The organism is Legionella sheltonii (assembly GCF_026191355.1).
Taxonomy (GTDB): Bacteria; Pseudomonadota; Gammaproteobacteria; order Legionellales; family Legionellaceae; genus Legionella; species Legionella sheltonii.
This window is the reverse complement of the sequence record NZ_JAPHOQ010000008.1, coordinates 151,516-168,865: the sequence shown is the minus strand read 5'-3', so window position 1 is coordinate 168,865 and position 17,350 is coordinate 151,516. Positions and strand designations below refer to the sequence as shown.

The window sequence follows — 17,350 nt, the reverse complement described above, 5'->3', positions numbered from 1 at the left end:
AATCCGCTTTGCAGCGACGAAGATTTTTATCAGGCGCCTTTACCAGGGTTTTCCAAACTTAAGATCCCCGTATTGAAATCATAGGCAAAAATCTCGGCATAACGCCCCCAATCAATCATGGTGCGTAATACCCGATCGGCTTCTTTTTCACTTAAATAATCTTCAAGCTTACTCAAAAACCGTTCTTCGGAAACTCGATGACCTACTTTTTCATCTAAAATCCGTCGTATATAACGTGCAAGGGGCACTTTCTCCAATAATCTTTGTGCAAATAGTTGCTTACGTTCTTGAAGATCCGCTTCCGCAAATTGCTTTCCTAAGTCGCTTAATTGGATATCCCCCGCAGAAACTTTAGCAAAACCTAATATCTCCAAAGTTTCGAGTATGGGGAACAGATCATCAATATTCATCATTAATTCATCAGCGAGTTCTGGCAAATCAATCCGCTCTTCAAAAGAAGTCATTGTCTCAATCAAACCCGTTAATTCTGAAGGTTCTACATCAGGCAAGCGATATCCCAAACCGATTTGTCGTTCTCTTTGCGCACGTTTTGCCTTCTCTTTGGGGCCGGTTGTCATTAACGTGTAAATTTTATCAACCAAAGCCCGAAACTCAGGAGACTCAGGTTCACGCGGCTGCGGTAAAGTTACAGGGAGTTCCGCACGAATGTAGCCGGGATCATTACCGAAAATTACAATTCTATCGGCTAATGTAGCGGCTTCTTCAATATTATGTGTTACTAATAAAATTCCATTGGTATTGGTTTTCTTTTCTTTCCACAATTCCAATAAGTCCGATTTTAGGTTTTCTGCGGTGAGTACATCAAGGGCAGAAAAAGGCTCATCCATAAGTAAGACATCAGGATTAATGACAAGGGCTCGCGCAAAACCGACCCGTTGGCGCATCCCCCCAGAAAGCTCTTTAGGGAAAGCGGATTCAAAACCGTCAAGACCAATAATATCAATTGCTTCAATCGCGCGATGTCTTCGCTCTTCACGGTTTACACCTTGTGCCTCAAGCCCCAGTTCCACATTTTCTAATACGGTAAGCCATGGCATCAACGCAAAAGACTGAAAAACCATCGCAATACCATCAACTGGGCGGGTAACCGGTTTGCCTCGATATGTTACCGTTCCACTGGTAGGCGCTATAAGCCCGGCAATAATACGTAGCAAAGTAGATTTTCCTGAACCGGATTTACCTAATAAAGCAACGATTTCACCTTCTTGCAGTTTAAAATTAACATCCTCAAGCACCAGCAAATCTTGTTCTGCGGCTTTTTTAAATGACTTGCGCAAGCTTTCTATAGCAATAATGGTTTCAGACATAGGTATCTTTTTAATTAAAGTTAAAACGTTCTTCCGCCAACCGATAGAGCGGACGCCAAATCAAATGGTTAAAAGTAAGCACATACAAACACATCATCGCGGTACCTAAAGCAATCTTTGGGAAATCACCAGTTGCCGTACTGGCTTGAATGTATTCGCCCAGGCCTGTGGCTCTAAGGGTAGTATTCCCCCAACTCACAAATTCCGCGACGATACTGGCATTCCATGCACCTCCTGCTGCTGTAATGGCACCAGTAATATAAAAAGGAAAAATTCCAGGCAGCGCCAATCTTTTCCACCAAATCCATCCTTTCAAACCAAAATTATCTGCAGCGAGATAAAGCTCACGCGGAATAGTAGATGCTCCTGCAATCACATTGAATAAAATATACCATTGTGTTCCAAGAATCATGAGTGGCGTCACCCATATTTCTACATTTAAATGAAACGCGACAATAGCAATCACAAATAAAGGATAGAATAAATTCGCTGGAAACGCCGCAACAAATTGGATAACAGGCTGTATTTTTTGTGCAATTCTTGGTCTCAAGCCAATCCACACCCCTATTGGAATCCAGACGAGGGAGCTCAAGAAAATCAAACAAAGAACTCGAGTGCCTGTAGCAGCGCCGAGTAGAAATACATGTAAAATATCACTGACTTTCAATTCTGCAAGGATAAAGCGTAATAGGAACCATGCTCCCGAGCAAACACTGATTAAGACTAAAATACTCCAAAGCCGATCCAGACGTTTCTGTCTTTTAAAATCAACTTCTTTAATGGCTTTAGCCTCATTAATCCTAAGCCAGCGCGCATTGACAAAATAATCAGTAAAAATACTAATGACTTCAGCAAATTGCTTCATTAACCGACTACCGCGTATCCAATCTATCAACCAAGATTGATATTCCACTTCATCATGAGACTGTTCTGTTTTAAATTTTTCGGACCAAGCAATTAAGGGGCGGAAGAATATTTGATCATATAAGAAAATAACGACCACCATTGCCAAAATAGCATAGCCCACTGCATGGATATCCCGTTGCTGGATTGCTAGAGCAATATACGAGCCTACCCCGGGTAATCTGATGTCTTGATGAGCTACAGAAATTGCTTCCGATAAAACCACAAAGAACCAACTTGCAGACATAGAAACCATCATGTTCCATAACAAGCTCGACATCGAAAAAGGAACCTCCAGTTTCCAAAAACGCTGCCATGCTGAAAGTCGAAACATAGAAGACACTTCTTGTAAATCATGAGGCAATGTTTTTAATGACTGATAAAAACCAAAAGTCATATTCCATACTTGGGCACAAAAAATTGCGAAAATGGAGGCACATTCAGGTCCCAACAAACTGTTTGGAAATAGGCGGATAAACCCAGTCACGGTAATGGATAAGAAACTAAGCACCGGTATGGATTGCAAAATATCAATGGCAGGGATAATGATTTGTTCCGCACGGCGATTTTTGGCCGCCCAAAGTCCTACAGTAAACGTAAAAATGATTGAAAAAAACAATGCAATAAACATACGAAGAACGGTACGTAATGCATAAAAAGGCAGATTGGCAGGATCTAAAGAAATAGGTATCTGCTGTCCCAACTGATAAGGAGTAGCCATTTGTGAACCGGCCCACCCCAAAAAAAACAAGATGGAAAAAATAAGAATAAGGAGCAACAAATCCCAACGATTGATATATCGGCCAAATCTATCAGGATTAGCAAAGTAGAATCGACTTTCTCGCACCATGCCCCCCTTAATAACCTTGTCGACACCCAAAACACACTCTGCAACGTATGAATCACGCAGTAAAGGTCTGTTTACAATGCGCTAGATTGGGCGCAAATGGCGTGATATGCGCTGGCATACTATCCCTTGTCATCCCTCGCTATGCTCGGGATGACGGAGATTGGGCACTGCATTTTAATATTCTAAATCACGTCATTTGGGCTCAATCTAGCGAAGTTGCAACAGGCCCTATTTTTATAGAAAAAGCAGTGAAGTTCAAAAATAACATCAAGATAAGCTTGTATCTCAAATTGTGATACAGGTTTAATTGTATTGATGCGAGTTTCAGCTGCTTGTTTAAGGGGAATAAAATACCATAAAGACAACATAATCGATAGATTTAAGCAGTTGAATATGTACTTTTCTGCTTAATTAGGATGTTTTATCTGACTCAAGTTCAAAAAACCCAACGTTGCTCGATATAAATTTGAGAATAAAATAACTGCTTTAATTATTAAAATGCCTTAATATTCAATAGCCTATTTATTCCATTTGATTATTTATTGATTTAAATGATAAAAATCTGATTAATAATTGAACTTTTTGATATTTTTTGTGTCTAACATAGTGAGCATTTCCCCCGAATGCTTAGCTCCGCTTTACCCCCTCTTAAGCGGGGCAATGTTTGGATTAATTATCTAAACATCCAATTTGCCCCGGCCGCAGCCGGGGATTTTTTTATGTGCATTGAATAATGCTACACTATGGTGTAGTAAACGAAGTCTAGCCCTCCTTATTGTAAAAGGACCATACATATGAATAAAAAATTTGCCTTTATTTTATTATCCATTTTTTTCCAATTAAGTTATGCACAACCTGAACAGGCTGAATTATCGGTTTGGGTCAATGAAGCAATTGTTGCTACATATACCTACAGCTATCAAAATTACCTCGAAGATCAAAAGAAAATAGCCAAATATTTCACAGCTGATGGCTGGATCGCCTTCAGTAATGCTTTAAATGCGTCCAAATTGCCAGAAGCGGTGCAAAAAAATCAATATAGAGTGAGCTCGGTAGCAACAGAACCTCCTGTAATCACTCAAATTGATCCCACGCATTGGAAAGCAAACATGAGGCTGTTGGTGATCTACCAAAATCCTCAGTATCAGCAACGACAACATTTGAAAGTAGCCATTAATTTTATGGTCGCACCTTCAGGTCAAGGTGTTCGCGGATACAGCATTACCAACTTACAGTCTGTAGAAACGAAACCCGCTTGTAAATGCATTGTCGAAGAAGACAGTGAAACACCGAATAGCACACCATCTCCGAGTACGACAAATACACCATCAACAGGTACTCCACCTACCCCCAATAACGCCAAGCCATAAGACCTAGGTGCACAACAATTAATATGCCAATCAAAATCAATATAATATTTAATTTGGTTGGCATGGATACGTCTAAAGCAGATTGCTCTGGACGATTCGGATTATAATAAATATCAATTGCCTCATTCTCTTGAAAGGCTACGGCTGCTTTATATGCTACTCCACGAGAATATTTACTGTTCGGATTATTATGAGCTGTATCCAAAAACAAATATTCCCCTGTCAAATTATGATCGTTAATCTGATACGTGTATTCAATTTTAGGCCAAACGCTATGGCCGACTGTAGTCCATTCGCATGCGGTAATATATCCCTTAACTTTTAGCCATGATTGAGCCTGCACCAAAATTTGTCTATCACGCCAAAAATGTCTAAAGAGTATTAAAAGAAAGAGCAACCAACCTAAATCCAGCATCCAACGCCAAACATTTAGCCCAATCATTAAAGTAGTCCTAAGAAATATGCTGTATGCAATATACAGTATATATCGCAATAGGTATAATCACCCACATTAAGGTGATTGAAAAAGGACGTACAATGATTGCTAAAACCCCTCTTCATGCCACTCATCAAGCATGTGGCGCTAAAATGGTTGATTTTCATGGCTGGGAAATGCCATTGCATTATGGATCGCAGATTAATGAACATCACTATGTTCGAAAAGATGCCGGCATGTTTGATGTCTCGCATATGACGATTGTTGACATACTTGGCGCCGGTGGCCGCCAATTTTTACGTAAGCTGTTAACGAATGATGTGGATCAACTCGAGCACAATGGCAAGGCGCTTTATAGTTGCATGTGCAACGAACACGGTGGAGTTATTGATGATCTCATCGTTTATCAACGTGCTTCCGATAATTACCGAGTTGTCCTGAATTCGGCAACACGACAAAATGATTTGGCCTGGATTCGCAAAAAAAGCGAAGGGTTTGCGGTAGGCCTACAAGAACGCAGAGAATTGGCGATGATTGCCATCCAAGGACCTCAGGCAATAGAAAAAACCTTGAAAACGCTTAATCCTGCCCAAATTGATGCAGTCTCTACACTGACACATTTTGAATGTGTGGATGTGGAACAATGGTTTTTTGCACGCACTGGATATACTGGAGAAGATGGATTTGAAATCATCGCGCCTGAAGAGAGCATCGTCCAATTATGGAATAACTTAATGCAGGTGGGCGTACATCCCTGTGGCTTAGGCGCTCGAGATACGCTGCGGCTGGAGGCGGGCATGCTTCTTTACGGCCAGGATATGGACACGACCACTAGCCCCTTAGAATCAGGGCTTGCTTGGACCATTAAATGGGAACCTGCAGATCGTGATTTTATCGGAATGGGGGCCTTATTTTCGCAAAAACAAATAGGAATCAAGCGTAAAATGGTTGGACTTACCTTGTTAGATAAAGGGATTATGCGTCATGGACAAAAGGTAATCATTCCAGGCTGCGCAGATGGGATTATTACTAGCGGCAGCTATTCACCCACCCTGGAAAAATCCATTGCTTTAGCAAGAGTCCCTGTTGAAACAGGTGATGAAGTCATGGTTGATATTCGTGGCAAATTAGTTCCAGCAAAAGTAGGTAAACCCCGTTTTGTTAAATCAGGAAAGGCGCTTTAGACACGGTATCGATTCATTATGATTTCAAAATCTAAGTGAAAGACAGAGTTGAGCGTAGGTTGAGCGAAAAGCGCGTTGAAAAAGTGTAGCATAGATGGTTATGTGAACATTTCTCAGCGTGCTTTTCGCCCAAGATGGGCAAAATATGGCTTTTCAGCTGAATCGTTACCAAACATTTTGAATTAAGTGGTTATATAATTAAATAAGGATAATACGAATGAATGAATTGAAATTCACAAATACCCATGAATGGCTCAAAGAAGAGCAAAATGAAGTAACCATAGGCATCACGGATCATGCGCAACAATTATTGGGTGACATGGTTTTTGTAGAATTGCCTGAAGTAGGTGATGAAGTGAGCGCAGGTGAAGAGTTAGGTGTTGTCGAGTCAGTAAAAGCTGCCTCTGACTTCTATGCCCCCGTAAGTGGCGTCGTTACCGCGGTCAATGAATTAGTCGTCGAAAATCCAGCGCTTGTTAATTCCGACCCTTATACTGCTGGCTGGCTGGTCAAGCTGAAACCTAGTCATCCTGGTGAAATTGACAGTTTATTATCTGCTGAACAATATCAAAATGAGATTGCTGAGGAACACTAATCATGCCTTATATCCCACACACGTCCGAAGACAGCAAAGCGATGCTTGACGCCATTGGCGCGCAAGATACCCAAACTTTGTTTGATGAAATTCCATTGTCTTTGCAATATGCAGGATTTCAAAATATACCTGCTGGCATCAATGAAATGGATATGTTAAAAGAAGCTCAAGAACTGGCGAATAAAAACCGTAACGGAATCTGCTTTATAGGTGCAGGATGCTATGAGCATCACATACCTGCAGCAGTGTGGGATATTGCTTCGCGTGGTGAATTCTTAACCGCATACACACCTTACCAAGCCGAAGCCAGTCAAGGCACGCTGCAATTGTTATACGAATACCAAACCATGATCTGTGAACTAACAGGCATGGAGGTATCCAATGCATCGATGTATGATGGTGCTACCGCGCTTGCTGAGGCCATTTTAATGGCAGTACGTGTCAATAAACACAGCAAAACAAACCGCGTATTAATCACCGGCACAACTCATCCACTCTATCGTGAAACCATTGAAACCATTCTGCGGAATCAGCACATTGAAGTGATTACATTGCCTTTTGATGAAAAACAGGGCATTACCTCTCTTGCGGCTTTGGAACAATATGCAGGAGAAGATATTACGGCATTGGTTATTGCTCAACCTAATTTTTTTGGTTGCCTGGAAAAAGTAGATGAGCTGAGTGATTGGGCTCATCAAAACAAAACAATCAGTGTTGCTTGCGTCAATCCTGTATCACTTGCCTTAGTAAAACCACCAGGTGCCTGGGGCAAACATGGCGTAGACATTGCCTGTGGCGAGGGTCAACCTTTAGGGGCACCAATGGCATCAGGAGGCCCTTATTTTGGATTTTTAAGCACACGTATGGCTCATGTACGCCAAATGCCTGGGCGAATTATCGGATGTACTTTGGATAAAGATGGAAAAAGAGGGTTTACCCTAACCTTACAAGCACGCGAGCAACATATACGTCGTGCCAAAGCAACCTCAAACATTTGTACCAATCAGGGCTTATTGGTTACGGCAGCCACCATTCATATGAGTCTTTTGGGCGCAGAAGGATTACGCCAAGTTGCAAGCCAATGCCACCATAATACTCATGAATTAGTGGACGCCTTAACCGAAATTGATGGTGTAGAACAGGTGTTTACTGCACCTTATTTTCATGAAGCCTTGCTTAAACTCAATCAACCTGTAGAACAGGTATTAAAAGAATTAGCGAATGCGGGTATCACTGGAGGTTATAACTTAGGAGTTCATTACCCTCAATTAGCGAATACCCTTTTAATTTGTGCTACGGAAATGCGAACGCCAGAGGACATCGCGTTTTATGCAAAAACGTTGAAATCCATCATGTCTCAACGAGGTGACTCATGTTTGTAATTCAGTTGACCTATTTAGTTCCTCTTAGTGAAGTAGATAAATACCTGCAAGCACATAGAGAATTCCTTGATTACTATTATAAACAAGGTTTATTGCTGGTCTCGGGTCCTATGAAGCCACGCACTGGTGGAATCATCATCGCAGCTTCAAATGATCGAGCTTATCTCGAATCCATATTCAAAAAGGATCCCTATTATCTGGCGGAGATCGCTGAGTATCAATTTATTGAATTTACTCCGGTCAACCATCGCGCTGAACTTAAAGAATTTATTCAAAAAATGGAAGGCAAATTATGTTGATTTTTGAATTATCTAAAAAAGACCGTCAAGCAGCTGCCCAAGCGCCCAAAATTTCAACCAGCAAATACGCCATTCCCGCTGAATTGGAGCGAAGAACGCCCCCCAAAATGCCCGCTTGCTCCGAATTACAAGTGGTAAGGCATTTTACCCGTTTATCCCATAAAAATTTCTCAATCGACAGCAATTTTTATCCTCTGGGTTCATGTACCATGAAGTACAATCCGCGAGGAGTCCACAAAGCAGCATCCATGGCTAATTTTCTTAATCGTCATCCTTTGGCAACGGAAGAAAACAGCCAGGGTTTCCTGGAAGTATTGTATCGCTTGCAAGAGCATATTGCTGAAATTACAGGCATGGCAGGTGTTTCTTTGACTCCCATGGCCGGATCCCAAGGTGAGTTTGCTGGGGTTGCGATGATTAAAGCCTATCATCAATCTCGAGGTGACACCGCTCGTGATGAAATGCTAATTCCTGATGCAGCCCATGGTACAAACCCCGCCTCTGCCGTCATGTGTGGCTTTAAAATTGTTGAAATATCGACTGCTGCAGATGGCGATATCGATCTTGAAGAATTAAAAAGCAAACTAGGGCCAAGAACAGCAGGCATTATGCTAACCAATCCTTCGACTTTGGGCTTGTTTATGCGTCAAATTAAAGAAATAGCAGCCCTTGTTCACCAAGCGGGAGGGTTATTGTATTACGATGGAGCCAACCTCAATGCTATTTTAGGAAAAGTTAGACCGGGGGACATGGGTTTTGATGTCATGCACTTAAACTTACATAAAACATTTGCTACACCTCACGGCGGGGGTGGCCCCGGTGCTGGTCCTGTGGCTGTAGGCAAACGCTTACTCCCTTTCATGCCATTACCGGTAGTGAAAAAAACGAATTCCGAATATCAATGGGCAACCCATCAAGATTATCCACAAAGTATTGGCCGCTTATCCTGTTTTATGGGAAATGCCGGTATTTTGCTGCGCGCTTATTTTTATATGCGTGTTCTTGGCAAAGATGGGTTACTCCGAGTTTCAGAATATGCAACGTTGAACGCGAATTATCTGCTTAAAGAACTCACTAAAGCAGGTTTTACTGCAGCCTATCCAAGCCGGCGAGCTTCTCATGAATTTATTCTTACTTTAAGTCCAGAAAAGAAAATGTATGGTGTTACTGCAATGGATTTTGCCAAACGATTATTGGATTATGGGGTCCATGCACCAACCACCTATTTTCCACTGCTCATCCCAGAATGTCTGCTGATTGAGCCAACAGAAACAGAAAGTAAAGAGGAATTGGATCACTTTGTACAGATAATGAAAACCATTAGAGAAGAAGCGGCCACAAATCCTAATTTAGTCAAAGAGGCACCTCATACGCTGCCTGTCAAACGCTTGGATGATGTAAAAGCAGCTCGAGAGTTGGATTTAAATTATTTTGCACATCAGGAATCCAAAGAGAAGTAGATCTATTGCTCTGCCAGAGGCCCTTCTCCCATTTGTGGGGGAGGGATTCTTTTTTTAAGGTTAGAAAGGTTTTCACTACAGAACTTTTGGTTACACTCCTTACTCAAACAGTTCAGAAAGCCAATAACCATTTATAAAGCACCTAGAATAGCTCTTGTACATCAATCTTATAAGGTCTATAACTATAAAATAGAATGAACCATTTCGGCTCCATCTGCGACCCCGGATTTGTGTGCTCAATGATGGTTTTAAATTACAGCTATTAGAACTCTTAGGAAACTCGCTGCGGGGGATAAAGTGCAAGCAGAGGCGGTGCATCGACCGAGCAATTCGCTCCCTTCAGTAAAATTTCCGAGATCTTTTTAAGGAACAATATAAAGTGCCCCAGAAGAACCTTACAGTTCTCCACTTTCTTTTGCAGAACATAAAAGTCTGTATGGACTTAAACTACATAGAACAAGTTCTACCCTTGCCTATGCTTGAAATTGTACCGTCTAGCCCTATCTATTTTGTAGGGCTAATGAATCTAAAAAATAAATGCATTCCGGTTATTGACCTGGCAATTTGTACTGGCTTGATTCGCAATGAAATATACCCTTTAAATATACCCGTCCTACTTTGTTCCGATGGAATGCATCAAGTTGGTCTGATTGTTGATGAAGTGCTTGGGTTGAGTGATATCGACAACCAGCAAATCGAAGTACATGAAGAATTAACAAATAATAACTCACCTTTCTTGGGCGCTGTCACTTTAGAAACCGGGGTTTCACTATTGCTCGACATCAATTGGGTTTTAGCTCTAAAGTTAACGCAAGAAATCAACCTGTCAGATACCAATCATGAGTAATATAACATGGGTAACAATACATTAAATGACATAAAAAAACTTGAATCTGCATTTATCGAGTTAATCCATAAGCGCTATGGATTGGTAATCCATGTGAATCAAGCACAAGAGTTAACAAAAACCATTGCTGTCGCATGCAATAAATTCAATTATCAACCTCAAGAATACTTAGAACAATTAAATAACTGTGCCAGCAATTCCTCTTTATTAGCTGATTTAGTTGCGGCAATTACCATAGGAGAAAGTTATTTTTTTCGTGATAAAAATCAAATGCAGTTACTTGAGAATAAACTGTTACCTGATTTAATTAATCAAAAGTCCCAAGACTTCTCTTTAAAAATTTGGAGTGCTGGTTGTTCTTCGGGTGAAGAAATCTATACCCTGGCCATCTTGTTGGCCGAGCTCATACCCAATATTGACATATGGGACCTCTATTTATTAGGTACCGATATCAATACCACCTCACTTGAAAAAGCATCTGCAGCTACTTTCGGGCAATGGTCCATGCGTTCTATTCCAGAAAAATACTTACAACGCTATTTCGTGAAAAATGACCGGACTTACATTCTTTCACCCGAGATTCGCGATTTAGTACAATTTAAATACCTTAACTTATGCGATAACAGCTACCCCTCGATAATCAATGGAATATTTGAGGTGGATTTGATCTTATGCCGCAATGTGCTTATTTATTTTGATAATGAACTTGCTGGAAAAATTATGAAAAAGCTGAGTGCATGTATGCATAAAAACGCTTATCTTATATTAGGTGCATCAGATCCTATTGTCACCAATGGGACAAATCTTGTTTTTCATCATGATGGTGCAATCTATTTCTCGCTGGATAGCAGCAGTGAATCAAAGAAGGATATTGAATGATGAATAAAGAACAGCCGCACGCTTCCGCTTTGATGCCCAAAACTGAATTAGCAATAAAAATCCTGAAATCAAGGGCCTTGCAACTTGCAAAACAGGAAATTGATACCAGCAAAAATCAAGGTATTTCTTTTGTTCATTTCAAGCTTGGCCAAAAAGAAAGTTATGGCGTTTCATATCAATATGTTCAAGAAATTTTACATAATACCCCTATAGAGCAACCTCCTTTTGTACCTCATTTTATCTCCGGGGTGATTAATTGGCGTGGTACGCTGATTACAGTGGTTGATCTCAACAAATTTTTTCATCCTCAACATTCGGAACACAATCCGAAGCAGGACAATAAATTTATTATCATTATCCGAGCAAATGATATCACTCTTGGCTTGCTGACTTATCATGTTGAAGGCAGTGAGACTTATCAACAAGACCAATTAGCGGCCCCATTATCCGCCGTCAACATTGCTAATCCAGAATATATCCTGGGATTACACCAGGCGGCCACTGCAATCCTGAATGTGGAAAAGATGATATCCAGCTTAAACCAAGAAATTAAAATGCGTTTATACAAGACAGGAGAGTCTCATGGAAACTAATAGTAATAAACGAGGTTTTATTATTACTGTACGTGCTCGATTACTTATTGGTTTTATGACCCTGAGTTTGCCCTTATTGATATTAATGATGTTTTTGATACCCAAAGTAGATACGGTGGTCTATCTAAGTCAAAAAATTCGTAGTGAAAACTTACCCCAAATTCTTGATAGTCAAATATTCCAAGCCCAAGATCTTGTTGAACGTTGGGCAATGACCGGCAACCAGGAGGCCAGGGAACATTTTGCACTACTGTGGGATGAAATCAATAAGATTCGCAGTCAATGGGATCAAGCAATGCACTCCCTGGGTAACAAAAACTTACGCGATGCATGGGATAAATTACAAGAGTTATATATCCCTCTTTATGATATTCAATCATCCATAATCAATGCCCCTAGAGATCCCAATAATCAAAATAATGTAGAAAATAGCAGATATATGACAAGAACTGTTGAAAATGCAATGATTGACATTATATTGGGCTCCTATTCTCCAGAATCAGGTAAAAGAAATGGGGGGTTATATGTGCTTTTAGGGCAGGAAATAGAAAAAAATACCCATAAAATCAATGACAGCTTAAACTCTTTAAAGATGAGCGCTTATTGGCTATTTAGCCTTACTATTATCCTCACGATTTTAGTTCCTTACATAACACAGCGAGCCATTGCCAATCCTGTAGACAAGGCAATTAATATAGCAGAACGAATTGCTGCGGGCGAACGTGATGTAGTTATCCAAATTCATTCAGCAGATAAATTAGGCAAATTGCTTTTATCCCTCAAAACCATGCAAGAAGCAATTAGGAAAAATGAGGAAATCCTCCGCACCAAAGAGGAGGAGTCACGGGAATTATTTGAGAAACTTGTTAATTCATCGAAAAAATTTAGGCTACATAGCAGTAAAGTTGCAGCGGGCGATCTCAGAGAACGTCTTGAAATCGATAAAGAAGATATACTGCAGGATCTCGGTAAAGATTTAAATTTGATGACGGATGGTTTGGCATCAATTACAGCAAAAATTACTAAAGTCAGTAACGACATTGTCACTATGGTGGGAACCGTGCTCACTTCTGCAAATGAACAAGCAGAAGGAATTACCTCTCAAGCGTCGGCTATCAATGAAATCAGTGCTTCATTAGAAGAAATTGATAAGAGCTCAAAACAAACCATGTTGAAAGCACAAACCCTGCGGGAAGTAGCGAAGAACACCTATGAACAAGGGAAACTCGGAACTGAATCCGTCGAACAAAGCATTCATGGCATTAAAGCCTCAGAAGAAAAAATGAAGCTTATAGCACAAACCATTCTTGATTTAAGTAACCACACCCAACAAATTGGCGATATTACCTCGGTCGTCAACACCCTAGCACAACAATCAAAAATGCTGGCATTAAATGCATCGATTGAGGCATCAAAAGCCGGTGAAGCTGGAAAAGGTTTTGCAGCGGTAGCCACAGAAGTAAGAAATCTTGCCGAACAGTCAGAACAGTCAACAGTACAAGTCCAAAAAATTCTTGAGGATATTCGACGGACCACTGAAAAAGCAGTCACTGTAACCGAGGAAGGAACGAAGTCTCTTGATTCAGGAACAAAACTGATTGAGAAAGCAGGCCAAGTGATTAAAACTCTAAGTAAAATGCTTAATGAAGCATCCGTTTCTAGCCAACACATTGAGGTGGCTATCCGTCAAGAAGCAGTTGGAATTGAGCAAATTGTTGAGAGTATGAATGAAATAAATCGCACTACTTCAACTTTCTCAAGCGGAATAAAAGAGATGATGGCGTTTATTCATAATTTGGATAATATTGCCAAACATCTTAAAGACGATGTGAATATTTATAAAGTTTAGGAGGCACCAATGACTCCAGACGATCACCTATCCAAAGAGTTGTTTGAAACGTTTGGCACAGAGCTTGAATCATTATTGACCGTCATCACGGATAATTTAGAAAAAATGGAACGTGGTGGATCAATGGATGATGTAAGTCATCTTATGGAAGACGTTTCGCGAGCAGGGCGTAATATTAAGGTTTCCGCACTTTCTCTGGGGATTAATGACTTAGGGACCATGGCGGGATACGTAGAAAAGCTGTTTGCCCCGTCGCAAAAGGTATCACCAGAAGTCATTAATTTAACGTTTCGCACCATAAATGGGATGCGTGAGCTCCTTCATGATTTTATAGAAAAAAAACCGCGTTCAACTGCGCTTGACGAATTGTTACATCAGTTACAATACATTCTGATTTATGAAGAAAAAGAAGAATCGCCAAGCACAGAAGAACAACCTCCATTACCTGAAGAGAACCCGGTCACCGAAGCCATAACCCTTTCTAAACCATTGGATAATGAATTCATCAAAAAAATTGTTGAAACATTTAAAACAGAACTTCAGGAAAATTTAATCACCATTACTGATGGTTTGCTACAGCTTGAGAAGGGAACAAAATCAGAAGAAGAATTCCAGGACGTGCTGAATGAAATGTTTCGAGTTGCCCATAACATTAAGGGTTCTGCACGGGGTATAGGAGCTCAAGATGTCGGTGAGATTGCCCATCCTCTAGAAACATTATTTACAGCAATTCAGAAGAAAAGTATTAAAGTTTCCCCTGAACTCATTAATCTTTGCCTGCAATCGATCGATTACATGAATGAAGCAATGCAATGCTACAGCGAGCAAAGACCGCTTTCCTTCGATTTAAAAAAACACTTACTGCAACTGCAACACTACATGGAATTACCTACTGAAGACATATCTTCTGCTCGAGAATTGTATGCAAAAGATATAGAAGAGCCTGAAAAAGACCAACATACTCCAACGATACAGGCTAAAACAAGTGAATTTGAATCAATACGCGTCTCTTTGCAAAATTTAGATAGTGTTTCAGTTTATACGGAAGAAATTCAAACCATAAAAATCGCTATTGAAGAGTATTATTCCAAATTAAGTAAAATGAATTTCAAAATCGATGATCTACTCCTTTCATGGAAAAAAAATAGAGCTTATTTTAAAACAAATACTGATGGTATAAGTGGACCAATAGATTACCTATTCGCCACAAATTTCGTTGAATTATCCGACATCAATAATTCGATGCACTTAATGCAAAGAGAGTTGTCAGTATCGATTAACGAACTATCCCTGTTGTTAAATGCCCTGCAAGATGAAATCCGCACCTTACGTCTTATTCCAGTATCCACACAATTACGTTACCTACCACGTATAGTCCGTGACTTAGCTCAAGAACTCAACAAACAAGTCAATCTTGAAATAAGCAGTAATGATGTAAAAATTGATAAAATTATACTGGATGGTTTAAAAGATCCAATTATGCATCTTTTGCGCAACGCAATTGATCATGGGATAGAAAATGCTGAGGTCCGTAAAGCAGCAGGCAAGCCACCGCAAGGAAATATCCACATCAAGGTCAATCAGGAAGATAATCAGATAGTTTTTAAAATTATTGATGATGGAGCCGGCATTAATACCAATGATGTGATGCGTATTGCCCTGCAAAAGAATTTAATTACCCAAGCCGAGCTTGGAAATATGAAAAAAGAAGATATTTATGAACTCATTTTTCGACCCGGTTTCTCTACCCGTGAAATTGCAACAGATATTTCAGGTCGAGGTATAGGGCTGGATGCGGTGCGCTCTAATTTGCTCCGTTTAAAAGGCCAGGCGAGTGTTGAAAGTCAACCCAATAAAGGGACAATATTTTATCTCAAAGTTCCGCTCACATTGGCTACTGAGCGTGGATTGATTATCTCCTGTTGCAATCAAATTTTTGTCCTTCTTACCAGCTCGGTAGAAAGTGTGATGTTGTTAAGGAAAAATGAGATTATCAACGTCGAAGGAATCCCTTCTGTTCTTGTCAAAGAACAGCCCGTTTTGTTATGCTCTTTGTCTAAAGCACTGCATCTTAATGAAAAAAAACAAAATTTTAAAGAACATATCTCTGTTGTGACAATCAAAAATAATGGAGACCGAATCGCCTTGCTTGTCGATGAAATTGTTGGTGAAAGAGAAATTGTACTTAAACCATTACAGGAACCATTAACCAATATACCTTGTATAATCGGAGCTACCTTAACAGGCAGCAATCAAATTAATTTCGTATTAAACTCTGCAGAGATAATTAAACGAATGTTGCTATAGTGAATTACGGCCTATGATAAAAATTTTAATTGTTGATGACTCGCCAACAGAAGCTGCATTAATTCAACACATCATAGAATCTGAAAAAGATATGCAAGTCATTGGTATTGCAAAAAATGGCCAAGAAGCAATCGATCTCGTTGCAAAATTAAAACCTGATCTCATTACGATGGACATTCAGATGCCCATCATGGATGGCCTTCAGGCAACACGCATCATTATGGCCAAAAATCCAACACCAATTGTCGTGATAAGCTCTCTGGTTAATGATGAATCAATTCATGCCACCTTCCATATTCTTGAAGCAGGTGCATTGACTGCTTTAGCAAAACCAGTGAATGTATTTTCTTCCTCTTTCGAAGAAAGTAGAAAACATATTGTTGATATTTTACGCAGTTTTTCTGATATTCGGGTTATAAAAATACCATTGAAAAAACATCTTGAGGAAAGCAAAAGACATCAGATAGCACATGCTAAAGCAACCCATTACGAAATTATAGCAATGGGCGCATCGATTGGCGGACCTATGGCATTGAAAACCATTCTCGGGCAATTAGCCCCTAATTTCCCTTTACCTATAATGGTTGTTCAACATATGGGTACCGGTTTTATCCAAGGATTTGCACAATGGCTTGGAGAAAATATAAGTCTTAAAGTGAAAAATGCTGAAGATAATGAACCCCTACAAAAAGGAACGGTGTACATAGCTGCTGAACCCAAACATATGGAGGTTGAACGTGTTCATGAACAACTGATCTGTAGGTTAGTTGATGGCGCCCCGGTTTCTGGTTTTTGTCCTTCAATTACACGATTACTGCAATCAATTGCGAAGGTTTCGGGGAAAAAGGCTATTGGAATCCTATTAACGGGAATGAGTAATGACGGCGCAGAGGGTTTATTGGAATTAAAACAGGCGCATGGGCATACCTTGGTTCAAGACCAAGAAAGTTCTATAGTTTTTGGAATGGGAGCTGTTGCTCAGTCATTGAATGCTGTAGATCAGCTCATTGGGTTAGAGCATATTGCAAGTTATTTAACAAAAATTTGTACCACTGAAAATGAGTAGCA

15 protein-coding genes are annotated in these 17,350 nt (G+C 40.1%); 12 read left to right on the top strand and 3 right to left on the bottom strand.

Translation table 11 applies throughout. From position 1 onward, the window contains the following. Positions 1-29 precede the first annotated feature (29 nt). Entirely contained in the window at positions 30-1,328 is a 1,299-nt protein-coding gene (locus OQJ26_RS10560; protein ID WP_265703795.1) for an ABC transporter ATP-binding protein, read from the bottom strand. Positions 1,329-1,338: 10 nt separating this feature from the next. Next, on the bottom strand, positions 1,339-3,078 hold the full coding sequence (locus tag OQJ26_RS10555) for an ABC transporter permease (RefSeq protein ID WP_265703855.1): 1,740 nt from the start codon (positions 3,076-3,078) through the stop codon (positions 1,339-1,341). A gap of 797 nt (positions 3,079-3,875) precedes the next feature. On the opposite strand from OQJ26_RS10555, the gene OQJ26_RS10550 reads away from it, so the two are divergent. Continuing rightward, positions 3,876-4,451: a DotI/IcmL family type IV secretion protein gene (locus tag OQJ26_RS10550; RefSeq protein ID WP_265703794.1), complete on the top strand. Its 576-nt coding sequence runs from the start codon at positions 3,876-3,878 to the stop codon at positions 4,449-4,451. Here the strand turns inward: OQJ26_RS10550 and OQJ26_RS10545 are convergent. Continuing rightward, positions 4,426-4,893 (bottom strand): DUF3592 domain-containing protein, encoded by a 468-nt coding sequence (locus tag OQJ26_RS10545; protein WP_265703792.1) that lies wholly within the window; start codon positions 4,891-4,893, stop codon positions 4,426-4,428. The genes OQJ26_RS10550 and OQJ26_RS10545 overlap by 26 nt on opposite strands. 95 nt (positions 4,894-4,988) lie before the next feature. Here OQJ26_RS10545 and gcvT point away from each other — a divergent pair, with 95 nt between their 5' ends. The 11 genes from gcvT to cheB all read left to right on the top strand — a co-directional run bounded on the left by gcvT (position 4,989) and on the right by cheB (position 17,348). Next, on the top strand, positions 4,989-6,071 hold the full coding sequence (gene gcvT, locus OQJ26_RS10540) for a glycine cleavage system aminomethyltransferase GcvT (RefSeq protein ID WP_265703854.1): 1,083 nt from the start codon (positions 4,989-4,991) through the stop codon (positions 6,069-6,071). Between the two features lie 217 nt (positions 6,072-6,288). Further along, positions 6,289-6,666 carry a glycine cleavage system protein GcvH gene (gene gcvH, locus OQJ26_RS10535; RefSeq protein ID WP_265703791.1) on the top strand — a complete coding sequence of 126 codons (378 nt, stop codon included), beginning with the start codon at positions 6,289-6,291 and terminating at the stop codon, positions 6,664-6,666. Positions 6,667-6,668: 2 nt separating this feature from the next. Beyond that, positions 6,669-8,048, top strand: coding sequence for an aminomethyl-transferring glycine dehydrogenase subunit GcvPA (gcvPA, locus tag OQJ26_RS10530; protein ID WP_265703790.1), 1,380 nt, complete (start codon positions 6,669-6,671; stop codon positions 8,046-8,048). After that, a complete protein-coding gene (locus OQJ26_RS10525; RefSeq protein ID WP_028381567.1) occupies positions 8,039-8,347 on the top strand; it encodes a YciI family protein in 309 nt (102 codons plus the stop codon). Before gcvPA ends, OQJ26_RS10525 begins: the two co-directional genes overlap by 10 nt. Then, positions 8,341-9,807: an aminomethyl-transferring glycine dehydrogenase subunit GcvPB gene (gene gcvPB, locus OQJ26_RS10520; RefSeq protein WP_265703789.1), complete on the top strand. Its 1,467-nt coding sequence runs from the start codon at positions 8,341-8,343 to the stop codon at positions 9,805-9,807. Before OQJ26_RS10525 ends, gcvPB begins: the two co-directional genes overlap by 7 nt. Positions 9,808-10,186: 379 nt before the next feature. Further along, the gene (locus OQJ26_RS10515; RefSeq protein ID WP_265703788.1) at positions 10,187-10,654 is read left to right on the top strand and encodes a chemotaxis protein CheW; all 468 of its coding nucleotides are present in this window, start codon (positions 10,187-10,189) and stop codon (positions 10,652-10,654) included. A 6-nt stretch (positions 10,655-10,660) separates the two neighbouring features. After that, complete coding sequence (locus OQJ26_RS10510) at positions 10,661-11,533, top strand: CheR family methyltransferase (RefSeq protein WP_265703787.1); 873 nt, start codon at positions 10,661-10,663, stop codon at positions 11,531-11,533. Then, positions 11,530-12,126, top strand: coding sequence for a chemotaxis protein CheW (locus tag OQJ26_RS10505; RefSeq protein ID WP_265703786.1), 597 nt, complete (start codon positions 11,530-11,532; stop codon positions 12,124-12,126). The genes OQJ26_RS10510 and OQJ26_RS10505 overlap by 4 nt, the downstream gene beginning before the upstream one ends. Next, entirely contained in the window at positions 12,116-13,975 is a 1,860-nt protein-coding gene (locus tag OQJ26_RS10500) for a methyl-accepting chemotaxis protein (RefSeq protein WP_265703785.1), read from the top strand. Before OQJ26_RS10505 ends, OQJ26_RS10500 begins: the two co-directional genes overlap by 11 nt. 9 nt (positions 13,976-13,984) lie before the next feature. After that, positions 13,985-16,282: a chemotaxis protein CheA gene (locus OQJ26_RS10495; protein ID WP_265703784.1), complete on the top strand. Its 2,298-nt coding sequence runs from the start codon at positions 13,985-13,987 to the stop codon at positions 16,280-16,282. Between the two features lie 13 nt (positions 16,283-16,295). After that, positions 16,296-17,348 (top strand): chemotaxis-specific protein-glutamate methyltransferase CheB, encoded by a 1,053-nt coding sequence (gene cheB, locus OQJ26_RS10490; RefSeq protein WP_265703783.1) that lies wholly within the window; start codon positions 16,296-16,298, stop codon positions 17,346-17,348. Positions 17,349-17,350 lie beyond the last annotated feature (2 nt).